Origin of the sequence: Thioalkalivibrio sp. ALgr1, from assembly GCF_000378285.1 — a bacterium.
In the GTDB taxonomy this organism is placed as follows: Bacteria; Pseudomonadota; Gammaproteobacteria; order Ectothiorhodospirales; family Ectothiorhodospiraceae; genus Thioalkalivibrio.
Genome location: NZ_KB905132.1, coordinates 383,517 through 406,341 on the forward strand (window position 1 = coordinate 383,517; position 22,825 = coordinate 406,341).

At 66.8% G+C, this 22,825-nt stretch carries 20 protein-coding genes and 2 pseudogenes; all 22 read right to left on the reverse strand.

The annotated features are described in order from the left end of the window. Positions 1-711: 711 nt before the first annotated feature. On the reverse strand, positions 712-1,566 hold the full coding sequence (purU, locus tag F466_RS0101845) for a formyltetrahydrofolate deformylase (protein WP_018993331.1): 855 nt from the start codon (positions 1,564-1,566) through the stop codon (positions 712-714). Positions 1,567-1,683: 117 nt separating this feature from the next. Then, positions 1,684-2,634, reverse strand: coding sequence for a 4-hydroxy-3-methylbut-2-enyl diphosphate reductase (ispH, locus tag F466_RS0101850; protein ID WP_018993332.1), 951 nt, complete (start codon positions 2,632-2,634; stop codon positions 1,684-1,686). Positions 2,635-2,649: 15 nt separating this feature from the next. Continuing rightward, positions 2,650-3,084, reverse strand: coding sequence for a peptidylprolyl isomerase (locus F466_RS0101855; RefSeq protein ID WP_018139548.1), 435 nt, complete (start codon positions 3,082-3,084; stop codon positions 2,650-2,652). 3 nt (positions 3,085-3,087) lie between these two features. Beyond that, positions 3,088-3,597: a signal peptidase II gene (lspA, locus tag F466_RS0101860; RefSeq protein ID WP_018993333.1), complete on the reverse strand. Its 510-nt coding sequence runs from the start codon at positions 3,595-3,597 to the stop codon at positions 3,088-3,090. Continuing rightward, positions 3,597-6,443 carry an isoleucine--tRNA ligase gene (gene ileS, locus F466_RS0101865; protein WP_018139550.1) on the reverse strand — a complete coding sequence of 949 codons (2,847 nt, stop codon included), beginning with the start codon at positions 6,441-6,443 and terminating at the stop codon, positions 3,597-3,599. Before ileS ends, lspA begins: the two co-directional genes overlap by 1 nt. A gap of 32 nt (positions 6,444-6,475) precedes the next feature. Continuing rightward, on the reverse strand, positions 6,476-7,438 hold the full coding sequence (locus F466_RS0101870; protein ID WP_018175044.1) for a bifunctional riboflavin kinase/FAD synthetase: 963 nt from the start codon (positions 7,436-7,438) through the stop codon (positions 6,476-6,478). 54 nt (positions 7,439-7,492) lie between these two features. Continuing rightward, positions 7,493-9,061, reverse strand: a complete 1,569-nt coding sequence (gene murJ, locus F466_RS0101875; RefSeq protein ID WP_026296396.1) for a murein biosynthesis integral membrane protein MurJ — start codon at positions 9,059-9,061, stop codon at positions 7,493-7,495. Between the two features lie 212 nt (positions 9,062-9,273). Then, a complete protein-coding gene (locus F466_RS0101880; protein WP_012983920.1) occupies positions 9,274-9,477 on the reverse strand; it encodes a cold-shock protein in 204 nt (67 codons plus the stop codon). A 257-nt stretch (positions 9,478-9,734) separates the two neighbouring features. Then, the gene (locus tag F466_RS0101885; RefSeq protein ID WP_018993335.1) at positions 9,735-10,460 is read right to left on the reverse strand and encodes an SDR family NAD(P)-dependent oxidoreductase; all 726 of its coding nucleotides are present in this window, start codon (positions 10,458-10,460) and stop codon (positions 9,735-9,737) included. A 72-nt stretch (positions 10,461-10,532) separates the two neighbouring features. Continuing rightward, positions 10,533-12,260 carry a SpoIIE family protein phosphatase gene (locus F466_RS0101890; RefSeq protein WP_018993336.1) on the reverse strand — a complete coding sequence of 576 codons (1,728 nt, stop codon included), beginning with the start codon at positions 12,258-12,260 and terminating at the stop codon, positions 10,533-10,535. Further along, positions 12,257-12,562, reverse strand: coding sequence for an STAS domain-containing protein (locus F466_RS0101895; RefSeq protein WP_018139555.1), 306 nt, complete (start codon positions 12,560-12,562; stop codon positions 12,257-12,259). Before F466_RS0101895 ends, F466_RS0101890 begins: the two co-directional genes overlap by 4 nt. Before the next feature lie 43 nt (positions 12,563-12,605). Further along, complete coding sequence (locus F466_RS0101900; RefSeq protein ID WP_018993337.1) at positions 12,606-13,805, reverse strand: methyl-accepting chemotaxis protein; 1,200 nt, start codon at positions 13,803-13,805, stop codon at positions 12,606-12,608. Positions 13,806-13,818: 13 nt separating this feature from the next. Then, positions 13,819-14,892 carry a chemotaxis response regulator protein-glutamate methylesterase gene (locus F466_RS0101905; protein ID WP_018139557.1) on the reverse strand — a complete coding sequence of 358 codons (1,074 nt, stop codon included), beginning with the start codon at positions 14,890-14,892 and terminating at the stop codon, positions 13,819-13,821. Next, entirely contained in the window at positions 14,893-15,516 is a 624-nt protein-coding gene (gene cheD, locus F466_RS0101910) for a chemoreceptor glutamine deamidase CheD (RefSeq protein ID WP_018993338.1), read from the reverse strand. Further along, the gene (locus tag F466_RS0101915; protein WP_018993339.1) at positions 15,516-16,337 is read right to left on the reverse strand and encodes a protein-glutamate O-methyltransferase CheR; all 822 of its coding nucleotides are present in this window, start codon (positions 16,335-16,337) and stop codon (positions 15,516-15,518) included. The genes cheD and F466_RS0101915 overlap by 1 nt, the downstream gene beginning before the upstream one ends. Positions 16,338-16,357: 20 nt before the next feature. Beyond that, positions 16,358-18,604: a methyl-accepting chemotaxis protein gene (locus F466_RS0101920; protein ID WP_018993340.1), complete on the reverse strand. Its 2,247-nt coding sequence runs from the start codon at positions 18,602-18,604 to the stop codon at positions 16,358-16,360. A gap of 26 nt (positions 18,605-18,630) precedes the next feature. Further along, a complete protein-coding gene (locus F466_RS0101925; protein WP_018993341.1) occupies positions 18,631-19,410 on the reverse strand; it encodes a ParA family protein in 780 nt (259 codons plus the stop codon). Positions 19,411-19,429: 19 nt separating this feature from the next. Further along, positions 19,430-19,951, reverse strand: a complete 522-nt coding sequence (locus tag F466_RS0101930) for a chemotaxis protein CheW (RefSeq protein WP_018139562.1) — start codon at positions 19,949-19,951, stop codon at positions 19,430-19,432. 20 nt (positions 19,952-19,971) lie between these two features. Further along, positions 19,972-21,183: pseudogene (locus tag F466_RS13840) on the reverse strand (chemotaxis protein CheA); the annotation flags it as partial. A 92-nt stretch (positions 21,184-21,275) separates the two neighbouring features. Beyond that, positions 21,276-21,993 (reverse strand): annotated as a pseudogene (locus tag F466_RS13845) (Hpt domain-containing protein); the annotation flags it as partial. A 2-nt stretch (positions 21,994-21,995) separates the two neighbouring features. Continuing rightward, complete coding sequence (locus F466_RS0101940; protein ID WP_018139564.1) at positions 21,996-22,358, reverse strand: response regulator; 363 nt, start codon at positions 22,356-22,358, stop codon at positions 21,996-21,998. Between the two features lie 11 nt (positions 22,359-22,369). Further along, the gene (locus F466_RS0101945) at positions 22,370-22,669 is read right to left on the reverse strand and encodes an STAS domain-containing protein (protein WP_018993343.1); all 300 of its coding nucleotides are present in this window, start codon (positions 22,667-22,669) and stop codon (positions 22,370-22,372) included. Between the last annotated feature and the right edge of the window lie 156 nt (positions 22,670-22,825).

Below are 22,825 nucleotides of genomic sequence, written 5' to 3' on the forward strand. Positions count from 1 at the left end.
GTCTTCTTTCGATCCATAATGCTATGAGCATTGAGCCGCATTTCGCCGAGCCGGCCGGCGGGGCTCTCTTTTGCAGCGCTTCAATTTGACTATACGCGGGGGCAAGTAGACCACCTTCATGGCCGGTTTACCTCGCGACCAAGGGCGGTTCTCATGTGCTGTTAAGGAGGTGCAGCGGTTGATCGGTTCCGATGTGCCCCGGGCCGGGACACCCAGTTGCGTAACGAACCGACCCTGACGGCGGGCGCCGAGCAGATCGGGCGCTTTTGGGAGATGCGCCGCCAACGTTGAACGCGATCGCCGCACCCGCGAAGCGCCGCTGAATGCCGGCTGGGGGATCCTCTTGCTCTGGGAGTGCGGGCTCAAGGGCCGGACAGTCGAGCACGACCTTCAGTGGGTTGCCGGACTGGATACGGCTTGCCGGGCGCTATTGTGCATGACCAGCCTCCGCGCAGGACGCCGGCGACCATGCTTCCAGGCCCTCCGGCCCGGCTCCCTGATGAGCACGGTGCCAAGTTTTGCAGTGCTTCCGGGCCGTTTCGGTCGGTGGGAAGGCCCGCACGGCTTCCGGCCGCGCGCGAGGTTTCCACCCGGCGTCGCGCCGGGGGCGCTGCGGTGCAGAGGACGGCGTTGGGTCTGTTCAATCTTCGTGAACAAGCCGCTGGATTGAACAGCCGGATACCGGCACAGGAAGGGTCCGGCCGGCGGTCGTCAGTCGAAGACGACGGTCTTGTTGCCGTGGGTGAGGACGCGGCCCTCGAGGTGATAACGCAGGCCGCGCGCGAGGACCCAGCGTTCGACGTCGCGTCCCTTGCGGATCAGATCCTGCACACCGTCGTCGTGGCGGATGCGGGTGACGTCCTGCTCGATGATGGGGCCGGCGTCCAGCTCGTCGGTCACATAGTGGCAGGTCGCGCCGATCAGCTTGACCCCGCGGGCGAAGGCCTGGTGATAGGGGCGGGCGCCGACGAACGAGGGCAGGAAGCTGTGGTGGATGTTGAGGATGCGCTCGGGGTATTCCGCGCACAGTCCCGGCGGGAGGATCTGCATATAGCGGGCGAGCACGATGGTCTCCGGTGCCAGGGCCGCCAGGCGTTCCTGGAGCGTAGCGAAGGCGGCCTCGCGATCGACCTTCGGCACCGGGATGTGCTCGAACGGGATGCCGTGGCAGGTGGCCAGCGGCTTCAGGTCGCGGTGGTTGGAGAGGATCGCGGGGATCTCCATCGCCAGCTCACCCGCGCTCCAGCGCGCGAGCAGGTCACTCAGGCAATGCGGCTCGCGCGAGGCCAGCAGCACGACCCGTGGGCGCGTGTCGGCGTTGTTCAGCCACCAGTCCATGCGCAGCTCGGGTGCCAGGGAGGCCAGCCGCTGCTCGAGCAGGGCCTCGCCTTCGGCCGGCAGCGAGAATACCCAGCGCATGAAGAACCAGCCCGCCTCGTCGTCGGTGTGCTGCGCAGCCTCGGTGATCCAGCCATCGGTATCGGCAATGGCCGCCGCGATGCGCGAGACGATCCCGTGCTGGTCAGGACAGCGAATGCTGAGGCGAAAGCGGGGGCGTTCCATCATGCGTGTCTCGGGATCACGAAGGGTAGCGGGGTGCAGCGCCGAGCATAGCCGATCCGGCACTGGGACCCCATGCGGAAATCGCCACGGCGCGGCACGCCCCGCGATAACGGTCCCGGGTCAGGCGGATTCGCGGCGCAGGGCGGAGGGAATGGAGAAGGTGACGGTCTCCTCGCGACCGGACAGCTCGGAGACCGCCTCGACCCCCTGGGCACGCAGGAAGTCCAGCACCTCGTTGACCAGGACCTCGGGGGCGGAGGCGCCGGCGGTCACGCCGATACGCTGCTTGCCCTGAAGCCAGTCGGTGTCGATGTCCGACGCGCCGTCGACCAGATAGGATTCGATGCCGAGGCGGGCACCGATTTCGGCCAGGCGATTGGAGTTCGAACTGTTCTTCGAGCCGACGACCAGCAGCAGGTCGCACTGTTTCGCCAAATCCTTCACGGCATCCTGGCGGTTCTGGGTCGCGTAGCAGATGTCCATCTTGCGCGGACCCTCGATCTTCGGGAAGCGCGCGGTCAGGGCGTCGATAATCTCGGCGGTGTCGTCCATCGACAGCGTGGTCTGGCTGACGAAGGCGAGGCGGTCGGGGTGGGCGACCTCGAGGCTGGCGACATCCTTGACGGTCTCGACCAGCATCATGCGCCCGCCCTGGGAGTCATCGAACTGGCCGAGCGTCCCCTCGACCTCGGGGTGGCCGGCGTGGCCGATCAGCACCACTTCTCGACCCTCGCGGGCATAGCGCGCCACCTCGAGGTGGACCTTGGTCACCAGCGGGCAGGTCGCGTCGAACACCGTCAGGCCGCGGTTTTCCGCCTCCTGCTGCACGCGCTTGGGCACGCCGTGGGCGGAGAAAATCACCACCTGGCCGTCAGGGACCTCGTCCAGCTCCTCGACGAACTTCACGCCGGCCCCTTCCAGGCGCCCGACCACATGGCGGTTGTGCACCACCTCGTGACGGACATAGAGCGGGGCGCCGTAGATCTCCAGCGCGCGTTCGACGATCTCGATGGCGCGCTCGACCCCGGCGCAGAAACCGCGCGGATTGGCGAGCTGGACCTGCATACTCATAGTGGCTCCCGCGAACTATTGAGGTTCGCTAACCGATACCACATCCACCTCGAAGGTGAACGACTGCCCGGCCAGGGGGTGATTGAAGTCCACGGTGACGCTCTCGTCGCCGACCTCTTCGATGCGGCCCGGGACCGCATCCCCCGACGGGCTGGTGAATTCGTAAATGTAGTCTTTCTGCAGCGGCATGTCCGCCGGAAACTGTGAACGGGGCATCGTCTGCACCGCCGCATTGTCCCGCAACGGGAACATGGCCCCGGCCTCGATCGCAAATTCCCGGTGATCGCCAGGCTCCAGACCCACCAGCAGGTCCTCCAGCCCCGGCAGGATCTCGCCCGCCCCGACCTCGAGGCGGATGGTCTCTTCGTCGGTGCCATCCACGACAAAGCCGCTGTCCAGGATCAGGCGGTAGTGCATCTCCACCGTCGCGCCCTTGGTTACCGTTGTCATGCCTTACCCCCGCGAATCCGTCGGCGAGCCGCTGTGGTCGCCTTCAATAAAAGTTGCCACGATCAGAGTGATCGCGCCGACGACGATGGCCATATCGGCCACATTGAACGCCGGCCAGTGATAACCGGCCCAGTGGAAATCGAGAAAATCAATCACCCGGCCATGGGCGATGCGATCGATCAGGTTGCCGACCGCGCCGCCCAGCACTAGCCCCAGGGCGGTGACCGACCAGCGCGCCTGGCGCGGCAGCCGTGCCAGCCACCAGAGGATCAGCAACCCGATCACGACCGCCACGCCGGACAGGAACCAGCGCCCCCAGTCCCCTGCACCGGCCAGGAAACTGAACGCAGCGCCCGGGTTATAGACCAGGGAGAGATTGAAAAACGAGGTCACCTCGACCGGCGCGTACAGGGTCAGGGCATTCTCCGCCCACCACTTGGTGACCTGGTCCAGCAGCACAACCACGACCGCAATCAACAGCCCCGGTCGCAGACCCGATTGCGCCAGCCCCATCAGGCGAAGCGCCGGGTCTCGCCCGGGCCCTCCACGTTGGTTACACAGCGCCCGCACAACTCGGGGTGGGCGTCATGCTGGCCGACGTCCGGCCGGCGGTGCCAGCAGCGTACGCACTTGGCGTGTTCGCTCTTGTGGACGACCACGCCAATCGCGGTGCCATCCTCCAGCTCGGCGGTATGCGCCCCCTCGGGGGCGGCTCCGTCCACCAGCCGGGCCTCGGAGGTGATCAGCACAAAGCGCAGTTCGTCCTCCAGACGCGCGAGGCGCCCATGGGCGGCGGAACCCGCCGGCAGGTAGACCTCGATCGCGGCATTCAGCGAGGCCCCGATGCCGTGCTCGTTGCGCGCAATCTCCAGCGCGCGGGCGACATGCGTGCGCACCTCGAGGATGCCGTCCCAGTCCGCGCTGGAGAACTCGGCACCCTCTGGCAACGGGGCGAGGCCCTCGTACCAGGTGGCGAACAGCACGCTGTCCGGACGCTCGCCCGGCAGCAGCTGCCAGATCTCCTCGGCGGTGAAGGTGAGGATCGGGGCGACCCAGCGGGTCAGGGCCTCGGCCACGTGGTACAGCGCGGTCTGCGCGGAGCGCCGCGCGCGCGAGTCCGCCTGCGTGGTGTACTGGCGGTCCTTGATCACGTCCAGGTAGAACGACCCCAGCTCCACCGAGCAGAAGTTGTGCACGCGCTGGTAGATCTGGTGGAACAGGTAGTCGTCGTAGGCCTTCGTCACCTGCTCCTGCACCTGCAGGGCCCGCGCGACGATCCAGCGATCGAGCGGCAGTAGCTCGTCCAGCTCCAGCGCATGCTCGGCGGGATCGAAGCCGTTCAGGTTGCCCAGCAGGAAGCGCGTGGTGTTGCGGATACGGCGGTAGGCGTCGGCCGTGCGGTCGAGGATGTCCTTGGAGATCGCCATCTCGCCGGAGAAGTCGGTCGCGGCGACCCACAAGCGCAGGATGTCCGCGCCCAGGGTGGAGACGACCTCCTGCGGCGCGACCACATTGCCGCGCGACTTGGACATCTTCTCGCCCTTCTCGTCCACGGTGAAGCCGTGGGTGAGCACTGCCCGGTACGGGGCCTCGCCACGCATCGCGACACTGGTCAGCAGGCTCGACTGGAACCAGCCGCGGTGCTGATCCGAGCCCTCCAGGAACAGGTCTACCGGCAACCCGCCCAGTTCCGGGCGCTTCTCCACCACCGTGCTGTGCAGCACACCGGAGTCGAACCAGACATCCAGGGTGTCGTTCAGCTTGATGTAGTCATCGGCCTTGTCGCCCAGGAGCTCCTTCGGATCGAGCTGGAACCAGGCCTCGATACCCGCCTGTTCGATGCGCTGCGCCACCATCTCGATCAGTTCCGGGGTGTGCGGGTGGAGCCGTCCGGTCTCGCGGTGAACGAAAAACGGGATCGGCACACCCCAGTTGCGCTGGCGCGAGATGCACCAGTCCGGGCGGTTCACCACCATGCCGTGGATGCGGGCCTCGCCCCAGTTCGGCATCCATCGGGTCTCGGCGATCGCCTTCAGCGCGTCCGCGCGCAGCTCGGCGCGCTCCATGCTGATGAACCACTGCGGGGTGGCACGAAAGATGATCGGCGTCTTGTGCCGCCAGCAGTGCGGATAGCTGTGCTCGAACTTCACCGCCACGACCAGCGCGCCGTGCTCTTTCAGCACGTCAATCACATGGCCGTTCGCCTGGTGCACGTTCTCGCCGGCGAACAGCGGGGTATCCGGCAGGAAGCGGCCATCTGGACCGACCGGGTTGTGCACGGGCAGGCTGTACTTCAGGCCGACCGCGTAGTCCTCCTGGCCGTGTCCGGGGGCGGTGTGCACCGCGCCCGTACCCGTCTCGGTGGTTACGTGGTCACCCAGGATCAGCGGCACCTCGCGCTCCAGGAACGGGTGCTGCAGCATCAGGCCCTCCAGGGCCTGACCCTTGACCCGCGCGACCACGGCCCCCTCGCCCAGCGAGTAGCGCGCCAGGCAGTCCTCGACCAGGGCCTCGGCCAGCAACAGGCGCTCGTTGTCCAGCTGCACCAGCGCGTAGTCCAGCTCCGGGTGCAGGGCCACGGCCTGGTTGGCCGGCAGCGTCCAGGGCGTGGTGGTCCAGATGACCACACTGATCGGGCCGCGCGAGTCCTTGGCCCCCTCGAAACGGCGCAGGAAGTCGATGTCGTCGACCACGCGGAAGCGCACATCGATCGCCTGCGAGATCTTGTCCTCGTACTCCACCTCGGCCTCGGCCAGGGCCGAGCCGCAGTCCACGCACCAGTGCACCGGCTTCTCGCCCATCTGCACATGGCCGCGCTTGAAGATGCGACCCAGCGCGCGGACGGTGTCCGCCTCGACCTGGTAATCCATCGTCAGGTAGGGATGGTCCCAGTCGCCCAGCACGCCGAGGCGCTGGAAGTCCGTGCTCTGGCCGTCGACCTGCTCCTGCGCATACTCGCGGCAGGCCTTGCGGAAGGTCGCGGCGTCCACGTCGCGGCCGGCCTTGCCCAGATTCTGCTCGACCTTCAGCTCGATCGGCAGGCCGTGGCAGTCCCAGCCCGGCACGTAGGGGGCGTCGAAGCCCGACAGGGTGCGGCTCTTGACGATAATGTCCTTGAGGACCTTGTTGACCGCGTGACCGACATGGATCGAACCGTTCGCATAGGGCGGGCCATCGGCCAGCACGAAGCGGGGGCGCCCGGCGCAGTGCTCGCGCAGACGGTGGTAGCGATCCTCCGCCTTCCACGCCTCCAGCCACTCCGGCTCGCGCTGGGCGAGGCCGGCGCGCATCGGAAAGGCGGTCTCGGGCAGGTTGAGGGTGTCCTTGTAGGGATTCGGCGGTGCCGGTTTGCGTGCCATGATGTTTTCCGGATCGGCCCTGCGGGCCGGTTTCAGTCGTGTTCGGAGAGTTGCGCGCGGGCGGTCTCGACATCGAGTGCGATCTGCGCGCACAGGGCGTCCAGCCCCTCGAAGCGCTGTTCGCCGCGGACCCGCGCGATCGGTTCGAAGCACACGGCCTCGCCGTAGAGGTCGGGGCTGCCCTCAAGCACATGCGCCTCCAGACGCTGCTCGGTGCCCGCCACCGTCGGACGCCAGCCAATATTGGCGACCGCCGGCAGGGCCTCGCCCGATGCACGGCGCAGCCAGCCGGAGTAGACCCCGCGCAGCGCCAGAGGCCAGGGCCCCATGCGCAGGTTCGCGGTGGGGAAACCGATCGTGCGGCCGCGCTTGTCGCCATGTGCGACCCGCCCGTGCAACCGGTAGGGCCGCCCCAGCAGTTCGGCCATGCGCGCGAAGTCGCCGTCCAGCGCCGCCGCGCGTACCCGGGTGCTGCTGATCCGGCCCTCGGCATCCGCGACCGTCGGGGTGCCCTCGACACTGAAGCCGAGGCGCTCGCCCTCGCGGCGCAGCAGGGCCTGGTCCCCCTCGCGGCCGCGGCCGAAGCGAAAGTCGTCCCCAACGAGTACATGCTGCGCGCCGAGGCGCTGGTGCAGCACCTCCTCGATGAAGGCGGTCGCCGACAGGCCGGCCAGTTTCGCATCGAAGCGCAGGATCCAGACGGCCTCGAGCGCGGTATCCCCCAGCGTGATCAGGCGGTCGCGCAGGCGCTGCAGGCGCCCGGGCGGGTCCGGGGCCTCGGGCCGGCTGCCGAAGTACTCGCGCGGCAGCGGCTCGAAGGTCATCAGGACTGACGGCGCCTGGCGATCCTGCGCCGCCTCGAGCAGGCGCCCCAGAACAGCCTGATGGCCACGATGCAGACCATCAAAGTTGCCAATGGTCACCACCGCGCCATGCACGGCCGCTGCCGTGGAAGCCCTGCTGTCGGACGGCCCCAGGCCGCGAATCAGCCGCATCGCCCCGATCCCGAGCAAAACCGCAAGTATAACCCGCCAGGCAAAGTCCCGGCATCATTCGCTCGCCTCCCGTAACAGGAAGTGTCGGGGCCGAAGCCCTGCGGCCAGCAGCGTCAGGACCAGCGCACCGGCCCCGGCCATGATCAGGCCGGTCAGTGCGAACAGGCGCGTGCTCACCGTCCAGTCCGTCCACTGCCCGAATGACGGCGAGAGAACAGCCAGCACCAGGACCATCACCCCGAGCGCGACGGGCAGCCCCGCACGCAGACGCCTCAACGCGGGCCCCGGCTGATAGATCCCCTCGCGGATCAACCCGCGATAGAGCAGACCCGCATTGATGTAGGCGGAGGCCGAGGTAGCCAGCGCCAGTCCGGCGTGCGCGCCCGGGATACCGGACAGGTACCAGGGCAGCACAAATGCACCGTTGAGGACGATGTTGGCGAGCATCGCGATGATCGCGATCTTCACCGGGGTCTTGGTGTCCTGGCGGGCGAAGAACCCCGGGGCGAGCACCTTGATCAGGATGAAGCCCGGCAGACCCAGCGCATACGCGGCCAGTGCCATCGCGGCCATGTAGGTGTCCCACTGGGTAAAGGCCTGATACTGGATCAAGGTGGCCAGGATCGGGACGGCGAGCACGATCAGGCCGACCATCGAGGGCAGGGCCACCAGCATCGCCAGGCGCAGCGCCCAGTCCAGCGTGCGCCCGAACGCGGCCGGATCGGCCTGGTTGTACTGCCGCGCCAGGCGCGGAAGGATCACGGTACCGATCGCGATGCCGAACAGCGCGAGCGGCAGCTCCACGAAGCGGTCGCCGAAATACAGCCAGGAGATCGACCCGGCCACCAGGAACGAGGCCACCAGGGTGTCCACCAGCAGGTTGATCTGCACGACCGAGGTCCCGAGGATGGCCGGCAGCATCAACTTGACGATGCGCCGCACCCCCTCGTGTGCACGACGGAAACGCGGCCGCGGCAACAGCCCCGCGCGCAAAAGGAACGGGATCTGGAAGGCGAGCTGCAAGGCACCCGCGATGAACACGCCCCAGGCCAGCGCGACGATCGGCTCCGCGAACCTCGGCGCCAGCCACAGTGCGGCGACAATCAGCGCCAGGTTCAGGAACACCGGGGTAAAGGCGGGGACCGCGAAGCGCCCGATGCTGTTCAGGATCCCCGCAGCCATCGCGGTCAGCGATATAAACAGCAGGTAGGGGAAGGTGATGCGCAGCATCTGCCCGGCGAGATCCTGGCGCCCCTCTTCCTGCGTGGCGAGCCCCGGGGCGAACACCCAGATGAGCAGCGGCGCGGCCAGGATGCCGATCAGCGTGACCACCGAAACCACAGCCATCAGCGTGCCGGCGGTGTGATCCAGCAAGTCGCGCAGGGCCTCGCGACCGCGCTTCTCGCGAAACTCCGCGAACACCGGTACAAAGGCCTGGTTGAACGCGCCTTCCGCGAACAGCCGGCGCAGGAAGTTGGGGATGCGGAAGGCGACGAAGAAGGCGTCGGTCGCGGCCCCGGCGCCGAAGGTAACCGCCAGCACCATGTCGCGCAGATAGCCCATGATCCGCGAGATCATGGTCATGCCACTGACAACGGCGGTGGAGCGGAACAGGCGGTTCATCGCGGGCAGCGCGGGTCCATGCACAAAGGCCGGCAGTGTACTGCACATCGAATACGCCCGGCCGTGCGCAGCGTTCAAAAGGGCGTGCGCCGGCCCTGTTTGGGAGTTATTCGACGCCTCGCAATAACGGAAACGCAGACACAAAAAAGGCCGCCCGGAGGCGACCTTTCCTGGACGACCCGCGAGGGGTCGTCAGCCTTGGGAAGTGCGCCTTACAGGGCGGTCACTTCACCGGCGGCCAGGCCCTTGGCGGTTTCCTGGATTTCGAAGGAGACCTTCTGGCCTTCGGCCAGGGTCTTGAAACCCGAACCGCTGATCGCGGAGAAGTGCACAAACACGTCCTTGCCGCCATCATCGGGGGTGATGAAACCGAAACCCTTGCTCTCGTTGAACCACTTAACAACACCAGTATTCACAACTTGTAACCTCTTAAATGTAACTAACAAATGTGGTCGCGGGATGCTGCCAACAGATCAACGGGAGCACTGGTTCAGAAACTAGAAACTTCCTAGTGTTGCCGTTCATCCGCAGACCACGATCACGACTATACGCCTGCATTCCGGCAAAAGCCAACCACCCTCCGAGAAATTTACGTGACATTCAGGAGGTTCGGCTGGAATACCTCCTGCCAGGGAGACGCTGACTGAACCGCGCGCACGGCGTTGCGGCTACCTCAGTCCAGCTGCCGGATGTCCACAAAACTCCCGCGCGTCGTCTGGCGCAGGCGCGGCAGCACCGCCAGCACGGCCTCGGCGGCCTTCTCCGGCGTTGGCATGGTCTCGGTGCCACGCGCTGCCTTCAACCGCTGGAGCACCGGGAAGGCTTCGCGGTCGGCCTCATCGCATAGATAGTCCTGCATCGCGGTGTCGATCAGCCCGGGGGCCAGAGCGTTGATCGCGGTGTCCTCGGGAAACTCGTGGACGTACAACTGCATCATCATGTTCAGCGCGGCCTTGGACAGCGAGTAGCCGCTCCAGCCCGCGTGGCCCGACACCGAGGCCCCGGACGAGATTGCCACGATCTGCCCCACGCGCACGTTGCGACGCAGCAGGGCGTCCAGAATGATCTTGTTGGCGAACGTGTTCACATCCATCAGCAGGCGCAGCTCGTCCATCGAGGCGTCCTGCATGCGCTGCATATGGCCAAGCAGCCCGGCGTTCAGGATCACCAGATCCAGCTCGTCGACCCCTTCGAGCAGACGCTCCATCGCAGCGGCGGTGGCATCGAAATCGGCCAGATCCGCTCGCTCGTCAGCCGCCACACCCGATTCCGGACATCCCCTGCGGCTCATCCCGCGCACGCTCGCGCCGCGCTGCATCAGGACACGCGTCAGGCCAAGACCAAAACCACTGGAATTACCGGTGATCAGGGCGGATCGAATGGGGTTGGTCTCGTTCATGCTCCCGTCTCCTCGAATACGCTGCAGGGCCGTCCCGTGTGGATGCCGACGGGACCGAAAACGGCCCGAAGATTACCAGCAGTATTCGGCCTCGACGAGGTTGCCGCGGCCAACGTGCCGCACGCGGGTGCAGAGCCGGTGCACGAGATTCAGGCCGCGGCCCCACAGCCGCTCGGCCCCCGCGCCCTCGATCGCGGCGCGAACGGCCTCGTGGTCGAAGCCCGCACCGCTGTCGCGGACGCGGATACGCATGCAGTGGGCATCGCCCCGCCGACGATAATGCAGCGAAATCCCGATCCGGCCACGCGGGCAGGCCAGGCCCTCGCTGCGGGCACGGTAATAGGCCTCGAAGCCCTCCACGGTGGTCTTCATCGAGGAATCCAGGCCCAGCACACCATGCTCGAACGCGTTGTTGCACAACTCCGCGATCACCGTATGCAGGGCTTCGGCGTGTTCGCCCAGATCCGGGAACCAGTGCCGCAACTGGTTCCGGGCCTCCTGGGTCAGGTCGGCCCGAGCGAGCTGTGGACCGCCGAGCTCGAGCGACCAGCGCAGGTTTCCGGTGTTCTCGGCACCCGTTGTGACCGGGCTGTCGAGCAGAACCTCCGAGGTACAAGGGATGCAGACGAGGGTCATGTCGTCATCCGGCGTGGTGCCCTCGGCATGCCGCTGCACGACACCCCAGACGGTGTCGTATATCGAATCGGCGCGCTGGCCGCAGCAGGCCCGGTCGAGGGCCTCGTCACCCAGCGCCTCGCCCGCGGCATTCACCGCCTCGATCACCCCGTCGCTGCTGGCGATGATGGTGTCGTCCGGCCCGACAGCATGTTCCTCCGGCAGCAGCCCGCGCTCCAGACGCGGCAGGATCCCGAGCGGCATGGCCTGAGAGGCCACGTGGCGCACCTCCCGAGCGGAACAAATACGCACATCCGGCATGCCTCCATTCCAGATGCGCGCCTGGCGTCCATCCGGGCTGAAGCCGATCAGCACCGCCCCCATGAACATGGTCGGCGGCAGAAAGGTATGCAGGGTGTGGTTCAGCTGATGGATCAGCTCGGCGTCTGCGGCGCCCTCCCGGGTCAGGGTGTGAAAGGTCTCGCTGACCGGATAGGCGCCGATCGCGGCCGACAGCCCGTGGCCGGTGAAATCCCCGAGCAGGACGCGCAGACTGCCCTCCGGGGTGTAGTCCGACAGCACGACGTCACCGCTGAAGGTGGCCGCGGACAGGTGGCCAACCCCCAGGCGCTCGTGCCCGCGATTGCGGCGTGTAATGGCCCGCGAGAACAGGCTTTCGGCGGTCTCCTCTTCCCAGGCCTGACGCGCCGAAGCGCGTAGCAGCTGGTCGTTGCGGCTTCGCAGGTCGGCCTGCAGATCGCGCAGGCGCTCCATGGCGTGGATCTTGGCCTTGAGTACGGAAAGATTGAGTGGCTTGGCAAGAAAGTCGTCGCCCCCGGCGGCGATGGCCCGCAGCAGCGTGTGCTCGTCGTCCAGGGCCGTCAGGAAGATGACCGGGACAAACCGCCCGTCGCAGTCGGCCTTGATGCGGCGAGTCGCCTCCAGGCCATCCATCTCCGGCATCATCACGTCCATCAAGATCAGATCCGGTGGATCGTCCCGACAGATCGCGATGGCCTCGAGGCCATTCTCCGCCTCTACGGTGGTATAGCCGCAGCCTTCCAGCATCATGTGCAGCAGACGGCGATTGTGCTTGTCATCATCGACAACCAGCACGCGGCCCTCGCCGCTGAGGGGATCTTCAGCCGCCTCCTGCCGCGAGAATGCGTCGGAGGCGTACGTCACTGGATGGTGAACAGGCGGCCGAAGTTTGCGATATCCAGCACCTTGCGCACGCCCTCGGACGGGCCGGCAATCGTTACCTCGGCAAACTCGCCCCCGGCGTGTTCGCGCAGCAGGAGCAGCATTCCAAGGGCGGAGCTGTCCATATATTCCGTCTGCGAAAGGTCGACTACGTAGCGAATACCCGTGCCGGGCGTATTGCGATAGGCCGCGCGGAATTCCTGATGGGACTCGAAATCGAAACGGCCGCGGACGCGAATGCGAACTTCCTTGCCGTCGGCGCTGGAGTGGGATTCGATACTCATGCGTTCCTCGCTGTTTGTTGTCGGGGAATGGGTCTTCGACGGTTCAGAACAGTTCCACCTCGCCGGCACTCAGCCCCTCCTGGCTGACCGCGCGGTGATGCGTATTCTGCCGCTCCTCGCGCCACGCCCGCACCCGCCCGGCCATCGCATGGGCATCGTCGGTGGCTCGCGCCTCCTGCAGGATGCCCTGCAGCTCGTGCAGGTGAGCGAGGGCATCCTCGGCCGTGCCGAGGGACTGCCGGGCGATATCCTCGAACTGCAGTGAGCGCACGGCGGTGGCCACCGCCTGGTGCATGCGCTCGCTGAGTTCCGCCTCTTCCTGCATGCGCATGTCCAGTTCGTCGGTGGCGCGCTGCACGTAGCCGAACAGCTCCTGGATGCGCTCCTTCTCCTCCAGGCTCTGGTTCATGTCGCGCGAGGCCATGTCGTGCACGGTGCCCGTGACCTTGGCGATCGCCTCACGGGCGGCATCGATCTGGCCGCGAATGTCCTCGTGGAAGGTCGCCGAACGCTGCGACAGGGCGCGCACCTCGTCGGCGACGACGGAAAACCCGCGCCCGGCCTCGCCGGCCCGCGCCGCCTCGATGCTGGCATTCAGCGCGAGCAGATTGGTCTGGCCGGCGATCGCCCCGGCCGAGTCGAGCAGCTTGAACACCCCGTCCATGTGCTGGCCCATGTCTTCCATGTGGTGCGCACTCTCGACACTCTGGCGCGAGATCTCCACCAGGGTGTCAATGAACATCTGCAGGGTCTCGTCGGAGCGCCGCGTAAGCTCCGCGATGATCTGGGTCTGGCTCATGCCTTCGTCGCCACCTTCCGCCTGCAGGTTGCTGTTCATCAGCTGCATCTGGCGCTCGGTGATCTGGTGCATGCTGGCAAAACTGTCGTTGAGGTCCCCGACCGCATCCGCGATCAGTCCCTTTTGTCGCGTCAGTTCTTCTTCCAGCTGCCCGAGCTCGAACTGCATGGCCTGATCGAGCTCCTCCGAGAATTCGGCGCCCCCGGTCACGCGGGGAGCATGGGAGTCAGTCCCCGATGGTTCACCGGAAGTCGCGGCCTCGCGCAGGCCAAAGCCAACGACGAGGAGCCCAGCCAGCACCAGGGGCAGCACCATCAGCGCGGCCTGGCCAGGATGTCCGCTGGCCGCGATCGCGAGGGCCAGAAGGAACAATACGCCGACCAGGGCCAACGCCAGCCCCCGCAGCGTGCCACTACGCACAATCCAGTCCTTGAGAGTTTGCATGACGACCTCCTGTTCAGATGCCCGTTCGGGCGGATTCGCGGTGGTCGCGGATCAGGGCGGCGGCGATACGGTTCAGTGGCAATACCTGCACGGCTGCATCCCGCTTCACGGCCTCCCCGGGCATGCCCCAGACGAGGCTGGTGGCCTCGTCCTGGGCAACGGTGTGGGCGCCCGCCTCGCGCAGGGCCAGCAGACCCTCGGCGCCATCATCCCCCATTCCGGTCAGCAGGGCGGCGACCACGTTGGCCCCCGCCTGTTCGGCGGCCGAGCGGAACAGCACATCCACACTCGGCCGGTGCCGGTTGACCGGCGCCGAGGTGTCGAGGCGGCAGACATAGCGGGCACCGTCGCGAGCAAGGCGCAGATGGTAGTCGGTGCCCGGGGCGACATAGGCGTGACCGGACATCACGACATCGCCATCGGCGGCCTCCTTCACGCTGAGCGCGGTGTTGCGGTCCATGCGCTCGGCGAAGGCCTTGCTGAAGCCCGCCGGGATATGCTGGGTAATCAGGATGCCGGGGGCGTCCGGCGGCAGCGCGGTCAGGACCTCGCGCAGGGCCTCGGTGCCCCCGGTAGAGGCCCCCAGCACGATGACCCGATCCGTGGTCTTCAGGCGACCGCCCACGGCGGCCAGCCGCTGCGGGGCTGGCGTGGCGGCACTGCGGGCCTGCAGGCGCATCCGCGCGGCCGCGCGCACCTTCTCGGCCAGCACGTCGCTGTAGGCCTGCAGCTCGTGCGACACATCGACCTTCGGCTTGGTGACAAAGTCCACCGCGCCAATCTCCAGCGCCTCCAGGGTCACCTCGGCCCCGGCCTCGGTCAGCGAGGAGACCATCACCACCGGCATCGGGCGCAAGCGCATCAGGTTGCGCAGGAAGGTGATGCCATCCATCTTCGGCATCTCTACGTCCAGGGTCAGCACGTCCGGTTCCAGCTGCTTGATCTTCTCGCGGGCATCATAGGGGTCAGTCGCGGCACCCACGACCTCGATCCCGTCCTGCGCGCCGAGGATCTCGGTCAGCAGCTTGCGGATCAGGGCCGAGTCATCGACGACCAGGACGCGAACGGGCTTGGCAGTGGCGGGCATCTAGAACAGCTCCACGTCGCCCCGCAGGGGATCGTCCTGCAGCCGGCGGCGGTAGTCCTGCTCGCGCTCGAGCAGGGTGTTGTTGTGCAGGGACACGAGCTTCTTGATGCGCACGCGCCCGGTGGCGGGGAAGAACACGACCTTGCGCGGCCAGTGTCCGCCGACGTCCTCGGCGACCAGGTCCAGGTTCTCCTCGCGCAGGAAGCGGCGCAGGAAGGTGATGTTGCCGGCGCCGACATCGGTCATCCCGGCCATTACGCGGCCGCCGCCGAACATCTTTACGCGCAGGTCGCTTCGCTCCGCGCCCAGCTTCAGCAGTTCGTTGATCAGGAACTCCATCGCATGGGTGCCGTAGCGCGTGGCATTGGAGACCGCCGGTCCCCAACCGCTGTCACGGGCGCCGTCCGGCAGCATGAAGTGGTTCATGCCGCCGATGCCGGCGCTGGGCGACCACATGCAGGCGGATACGCAGGAGCCCAGCACCGTGGTGATCAGTTCGGTCGGCGAGACCGATACGTAGCACTCCCCCGGCAGCAGCTTCGCGGCCGGGCAGGCGTGCACTCGGTCCCAGTAGCGATTGATGTGCGCGAAGGCGCCATCGTGCAGCTGCGGCAGGGCGGACATCAGGCCGCCCTCCGGTACAACGTCTGCTCCAGCAGCCGGAAGTCCTCGGTCACGCGGAACAGCGACTCGGAATGCCCGATGAACAGGTAGCCCTCCGGGCGCAGCAGGCGCGCAAAGCGTTCCACCAGCTGCTTCTGCGTCGGCTTGTCGAAATAGATCAGCGTGTTGCGGCAGAAGATCACGTCCAGCGGGCCCTTCATGGGCCACGGGTCGAACAGGTTCAGCTGGCGGAAGTTCAGCATGCCGCGCAGCTCGTCGCGGATCTTGACCCGGCCCACGTTGGCGCCGGTCCCGCGCAACAGCCAGCGCTTCTGGCGCGCTCGCGGGATCCCGGTGACACGCTTGGCGTCATACACCCCGGCATCGGCATGGGCGACCACGCGCGAGTCGATATCGGTGGCGAGGATGCGCACATCCTCCGGCGACGGCAGGGCCTCGGCCAGCGTCATTGCGATGGAGTAGGGTTCCTCGCCGGTGGAGCAGCCGGCCGACCAGACCTTCAGCGGGCCGGTCGGGTTGGCCCGCCGGAGCTCCGCCAGAACCGGACCGCCCAGCATCTCGAAGTGGTGCGGTTCGCGGAAGAACGCGGTCAGGTTGGTGGTCAGCGCATTGATGAACTCCTCCAGCTCGCCCTCGTCGCCGCCCTCGACCCGGTCCAGGTAGGTGTCGAAGGCATCCAGGCCGAGCACGCGCAGCCGCCGCGAGAGCCGGCTGAAGACCAGCTCCTTCTTGCTCTCGTTGAGCATGATCCCGGTGCGTTCCTGCGTCAGGCGCACCACGCGCCGGAAGTCGCGTTCGCTCAGGCGATCGGAAGCGGCCATCTAGCATCGAGCCCCCATCCTCAGAACTCCTCCCATTCTTCGGAGGCCTCCTGGCGCGACGGGGCCGGGGTCGGGCGCTTGCTGACGGCGTTGCCACTGGCAGAGGCCGGCCGCTTCAGCGCAGAGGCGCCGCTCTGGGCGCGGGCGCCCGCCGGAGCCGAACGGGCACTCGGTTGCCTCATTGCCTGCCCGGCGGCCGCGGCCTGCTCGCCCTTGAAGAAGCTCATCAGGTCCAGCAGCTCGCGCGACTGGTCGTCCAGCGATTCGCTGGCGGCCGCGGCCTCCTCGACCAGGGCGGCGTTCTGCTGGGTGACCTCGTCGAGCTGGGTCACGGCCTTGTTGATCTCGTCGAGGCCGGTGGACTGTTCCTCGCTGGCCGCGGCGATCTCGGCGATGATGTCGGAAACCTTCTTCACCGAGTCGACGATGTCCTCCAGGGCCTTGCCGGAGTTGTCGACCAGCTTGCTGCCCTCGCCGATGCGCTCCACCGAGTCGTTGATCAGGGTCTTGATCTCCTTGGCGGCCTGGGCGCTGCGCTGCGCCAGGTTGCGCACCTCGGTCGCGACCACCGCGAAGCCGCGACCCTGTTCGCCGGCGCGGGCCGCTTCCACAGCGGCATTCAGTGCCAGCAGGTTGGTCTGGAACGCGATCTCGTCGATCACGCCGATGATGTCGGCGATCTTCTTCGATGACTGGTTGATGTCGCCCATCGCGGTGACGGCCTTGTCGACCACCTCGCCCCCTTCCTGGGCCTTGTCGCGCGCGGCGCTGGCGAGCTGATTGGCCTGGCGGGCGTTGTCCGCGTTGGACTTGACCGTGGAGGTCATCTCTTCCATCGAGGAGGCGGTTTCCTCCAGCGAGGAGGCCTGTTCCTCGGTGCGTTGGGACAGGTCGGTATTGCCCTGGGCAATCTCGGCGGACGCCGAACGCACGTTGCCGGCGCCCTCCAGGATCTGACCGACCAGGTTGTCGAGGTTGTCCAGCGAGGTATGGATGGCGTCGCGGAACTCGCCGAACTCGCCGCGGAATTCGCCTTCCATGCGGACGCTCAGATCCCCTTCCGCCATGGCCTGCATGACGCGGGATCCCTCCCGAACGGGGGGCACGACAGCATCTAGCAGTTCGTTGACGCTTTCCGCCACGCTTTGGGTGAACCCACTGTAGCGCTCGGCCTCGAGACGTTCACCCAGCTTGCCGCTTGCGGCGTCGCGGATCAGTGCGTCGATCTCGGCCTCTGCGGTTCGCATCTCGGTGACATCCCGCCACTCCAGCATGTTGCCGGCGTAATTGCCTTCGTCGTCGATGATCGCGGTCGCGTTAATCCAGAAGCGCAGGTCGCCCAGGCTGATTTCGGTTTCGTACGGCAGCCTGGACGGGTCCTTCAGGATGGAATGCTGATGCGACGGGACCGAGTGAAACTGGTCAATCGACTGGCCCACCATGTTGTATGGGTCGAAGCCTGGAAACGCCTTGGTGAAGGCCTCGCGGTGTTTCTGGAACATCGCGGTCAGGGCGGCGTTGGAGAATGTGATGGTCATGTTCTCGTCACACATCATGAGCGAGGACGAGGCGCCGTTGATCGCGGCCGCAAAGCGCGCGCGCTCGCGGTCCGCCTCGTTCCATTCCGTCACGTCCTGCCACTCGACCATGCTGCCGATGATCCTGCCGTCGTCATCGGTGATCCCGGATGCCTGCAGCTTGAATTCGAGTCCACCGACCTCGATCTCGGCGGTGTAGGGCATGCGCGCCGGGTTCGACAGGATGGCGCGCTGATGCGACGGATCCTTGTGGAACTGGTCGATCGACTGTCCCACGAGGTTGTCCGGATCGAAGCTCGGGAAGTGCTGCTGCAGGATGTGGCGGCGTTTGCGCAGCAGGCTGACGACCGCCTCGTTGGCGTAGATGATGTTCATGTCGTCGTCGCACATCATCACGGCCATTTGCGAACCCTCGCAGGCGGCACGCATGAAGCGGCCGTCCATCATCTCGTTCGGGTCGATTTCTGCGGCGTCGGTTTGCGGATTGGCGGCCATGGGGGTGTCCTCGCTTGGCTTGTTCGTATGGCGCGCGGCCGAGGTGCGGCGGCGGGCGGGTTTGTTGGTTTTCGGCGTCTCGGTTTTCGGGCCGGACCGGGGTTCGGGGGCGGCTTCGTCCGAAGCCGGGCGCTCGCTCGAGGCCTTGTCGGAGCCCGGTTCGCGGGCCGTGCCGGATGGGTCCATCCAGCCCAGCGGGTCGTTGCCCAGCTTGTTGCGTTTGCGTGTGGTCATGGCCCGTGTTCTCCCTGGCTCGCGGCTCAGGCGTGTGCCGCCGTCAGGCGGGTGCTGGTTTGTGCCCCGGCCGCGATCAGGTCGGCGGCCAGTTGCTGGAAGTCCGCGGCCGCGCGGTGGCGCGGCTGGTACTCGAAGATCGTCTGCCCGAAGCTCGGGCTCTCGGCCAGCACCACCGTCTCGCGGATGGTGGTGGGCAGCAGGGCATCGGCGAAGTGTTCGCGGATGCGCTCGCGCACCTCGCGGGCGTGGCGGCGCTGTTCGACAAAACGCGACAGCACGATCCACTTGCGCCGGCTCGTACCCAGGCGCGCCTCGATGCCCTGCAGGATGCGCATCAATCGCGACAGCCCATTCAGGGCCAGGAAGTCGCCGGCGACCGGGATCAGCATCTCGTCGGCGGCGATAATGGCGTTCATGCCCAGCAGTCCGGCCGAGGGCGGGCAGTCGATCAGCACAAAATCGAAGGGCTGTTCCAGCCGGTCCAGGGCCTTCTGCAGGCGCCAGCCACGCGCGGCTCCACCCTCGTTCAGGTTCTCGACCTCCTGCAGTTGTTCTCCGGCGGGGACGATCTGCAGCCCGTTGCCGGCCTCGCTGAAGGCGTCCTCCAGACGCGCGCCACCCTGCAGGACCTGATCCAGGCCGGCCGGATCCTCCAGCCCGAAGGCCATGGAGAGATGCCCCTGCGGGTCGGCGTCGATCGCCAGCACCCGATGCCCGGCCAGGGCCAGGGCATGCGCCAGGTTCAGGGTCACGGTCGTCTTGCCGACGCCCCCCTTCTGGTTGATCACCGCGATGGTCCGCATCGTCCTTGTCGGGCCGGCCTCAGGCCGTGGCCCCCGCTTCGATGGCATCGGCGCTGGCGATCAGGCCGGCGCCGAGCAGGGTGTCGATATCCAGCATCAGGATCATCTTTTCGTCCAGCGTCGCCAGGCCACGCACGAAGTCGACTCCGATACGGGTGTTGAAGTCCGGCGCCGGCTGCAGGTCCTCGGCGCCGACGTTGTAGACCTCGGAGACGGCGTCGACCACCACCCCCATCACGCGCTCGCGGTCCTCGTTGATCGCGCGCAGCATGATCACCACGGTGGTGGGACCGTAGTCCAGCGGTTCCATGCCGAAACGCAGGCGCAGGTCGATGATCGGAACGATCATTCCGCGCACGTTGATCACGCCACGGATGTAGTCGGGCGTGTTCGGCAGGGGTGTGGGGCGTTCCCAGCCCTTGATCTCCTGCACCCGCAGGATGTCCACGCCGTATTCCTCCTCGGCGAGGATGAAGGTCAGGTACTGGTCTTCGCCGGCCGTGGCCGGGTCGTGGATGGACTGGGTTGCGTCGTTCGCCATGATGCTTGGCTCCTTGTAGGTCAGGCCGCGCGGGTGTCGCGCCTGGCGGCCATTCGCGCGATGCCCGCCGCATCCAGAATCAGGGCGACCTGACCATCCCCGAGGATGGTGGCGCCAGCGGTACCGGGGACCTTGCGGAAGTTGGTTTCCAGTGTCTTGATCACGACCTGCTGCTGGCCGAGCAGGTCATCCACCCGCAAGGCCACGCGCTGGTCGTCGGCCTCGGCTACCACCAGCAGGGCCGGGTCCGGCAGCGGGCTGGGCTCGGCGCGCCCGAACAGGGCGGCCAGGTCCACGATCGGGATGTACTCGTCGCGCAGCCGGTAGAGCGGCAGCTTGCCGAAGGCCTGCTGCACGCTGCCGGCCTGCGTCTGCAGCGACTCGACAATCGCGATCAGGGGGATCACGAAGGTCTCCTCGCCCACCTTCAGTAGCTGGCCGTCCATGATTGAGAGCGTCAGCGGCAGGCGGATGGTCAGGCGCGAGCCCTTACCGGGTTGAGACTCCAGCTCCACGTTGCCGCCGAGCCCGCGGATGTTCTTGCGGACCACGTCCATGCCAACGCCGCGCCCGGAGAGGTCGCTCACCTGGTCGGCAGTGGACAACCCGGGCTCGAAGATCAACTGCAGGACCTCGTGGCGTTCCAGGTGCTGATTCGGGCCGACCAGGCCGGCATCGCGCGCCTTGGCGAGGATGCGTTCGGCATCCATGCCCTTGCCATCGTCGCGGATCTCGATGATCACGTTGCCGCCGCGATGGTAGGCCTCCAGCGTGACCTGGCCGGTCTCCGGCTTCCCGGCCGCGCGACGGGCCTCGGGCAGCTCGATGCCGTGGTCCACCGCATTGCGCACCAGGTGGACCAGCGGGTCGCCCAGGTGCTCCATCACGGTCTTGTCGATCTCGGTGTATTCACCCTTGAGCGTCAGCTCGATCTGCTTGCCGAGCTTGCCGGAGATGTCGTGCACCAGCCGCGGAAAGCGATTGAAGATCTGCGCGATCGGCACCATGCGGATGCCCATCACGCTCTCCTGCAACTCGCGGGTGTTGCGCTCCAGGTCGGCCAGGCCGGTGCGCAGGCGTTCGATCTGTGCCTCCACCTGCGACGGGTCGTCCTCCAGCTGCTCGCTGATATCGGTCAGCATGGACTGGGTGATCACCAGTTCGCCGACCATGTCGATCAGGGCGTCGATCTTGCCGGTATTGACGCGCATGGAGCTGGACTCGGCCCCCCGACTGGCGGCGGGCTGACGGGCGCCACCTTCGGCGGGCTCTCGCTCCCCGGTTGAGCTTTCCTCCACAACCGGCACGTCCTGGTCGCTGGGCGCGGAGGGGGATGGCAGCGGCTCAATGCTCAGGTCGCACTCATCCTCGACCCACTCGAAGACCTCGCGCAGCTGATCCTCGGTCGCGTCACCCTCCAATTCCAGGGTCCAGGCAAGGTAGCAGTCCTCCGGGTCGAAGCCGGCGGCGGTATCCGGCAGATCACCGGTCTCGCAGGTCACCCGCAGCTCGCCGAGCTCCTCCAGCACCTCGAACATACGCAGCGGGTCATTGCCGGTACGCATCAGGTCGCGGTGCGGCCGGAAGTGGATGCGCCAGCCCGAGCCGGCGCGCGACTCCCCACCGGCACTCCCGGGTGCCGGCTCGGCCGATGACGGCTCGCCCAGATGGGCCTCGATCAGGGTGCGCACCTCGGCCACCTCGGCCGGGTCCGCCTCGCCGCCGTCGCGCGCGGCCTCCAGCTGCGCGCGCAGGATGTCCACCGCGCGCAAAAGCAGGTTGACCGTGTCACGGTCGGCGGCCTGTTCGCCATTACGCAGGCGGTCGAGCAGGGTCTCCACGCCATGGGTGAATTCGGAGATCGCGGCAAAGCCGAAGGTCCCGGCCCCGCCCTTGATGGAGTGCGCGGAACGAAAGATGGTATTCAACGTCTCCGGATCGCCACCGCCCTCGAGCGCCAGCAGCTCGGTCTCCATGCGCTCCAGCCCCTCGAAGCTCTCCTCGAGAAAGGCGTCGACGAACTGGGCCATGTCGATGGACATGACTAGCGCAGCACCCGGTTCACGGTGTTCATCAGCTGGTCCGGGTCGAACGGCTTGACCAGCCAGCCGGTCGCGCCGGCCGCCTTGCCTTCCTGCTTCTTCTCCGGGCCGGCCTCGGTAGTCAGCACCAGGATCGGGGTGAACTTGTAGTCGCCGAGCTTGCGCAGCTCGCGCGTCATCTGCAGGCCGTCCATACCCGGCATGTTCACGTCGGTGATCACGAGATCCGCCTTCTGGCCCTGGGCCTTGCTCAGCCCATCATTGCCGTCGCGGCCCTCGGTGACCTCGTGGCCCGCCTGCTTGAGCGTGAATGCGACCATCTGGCGCATCGAGGCCGAGTCGTCCACCACCAGTACCTTCGCCATACGTTATGTCCTCAAATCGGGTCGTGAGTGGCAGGCGCGGCCTGCATCCGGGCATGCAGTTCAGCCAGACCCAGTGCGGCCAGCGCCTGTTCAAGGGTGTTGTTGCAGGACTCGTAGACCAGGGCCTGACCCTGGTGGCGAGCGGCCTGTTCTGCCATCAGCAGCATCTGGGCGCCCGCAGCGTCGACATCCCGCACACCCGCTGCCTCCAGCGCGACCGGCTGGCCTGCCTCGATCGCCCCTCGCAGGCTCTCCCAGCATTCGCCCACCGTGTCGATGCGCAGCCTTTCCGGCAGCGGAACCTTGTTCATGTGCAGTACCCTTTGTGAGTGACGAAGCGACGGATCCCCATGCTCCGGACTCTTTTGTACAGGATCTGTACAAGAAAATACAGGGTCCCTGTAGAATACTTGTACGGCCTCCGAGTCGAAAACTTGAGAACCCGTTCTCAACAATCTGCTGGCAGC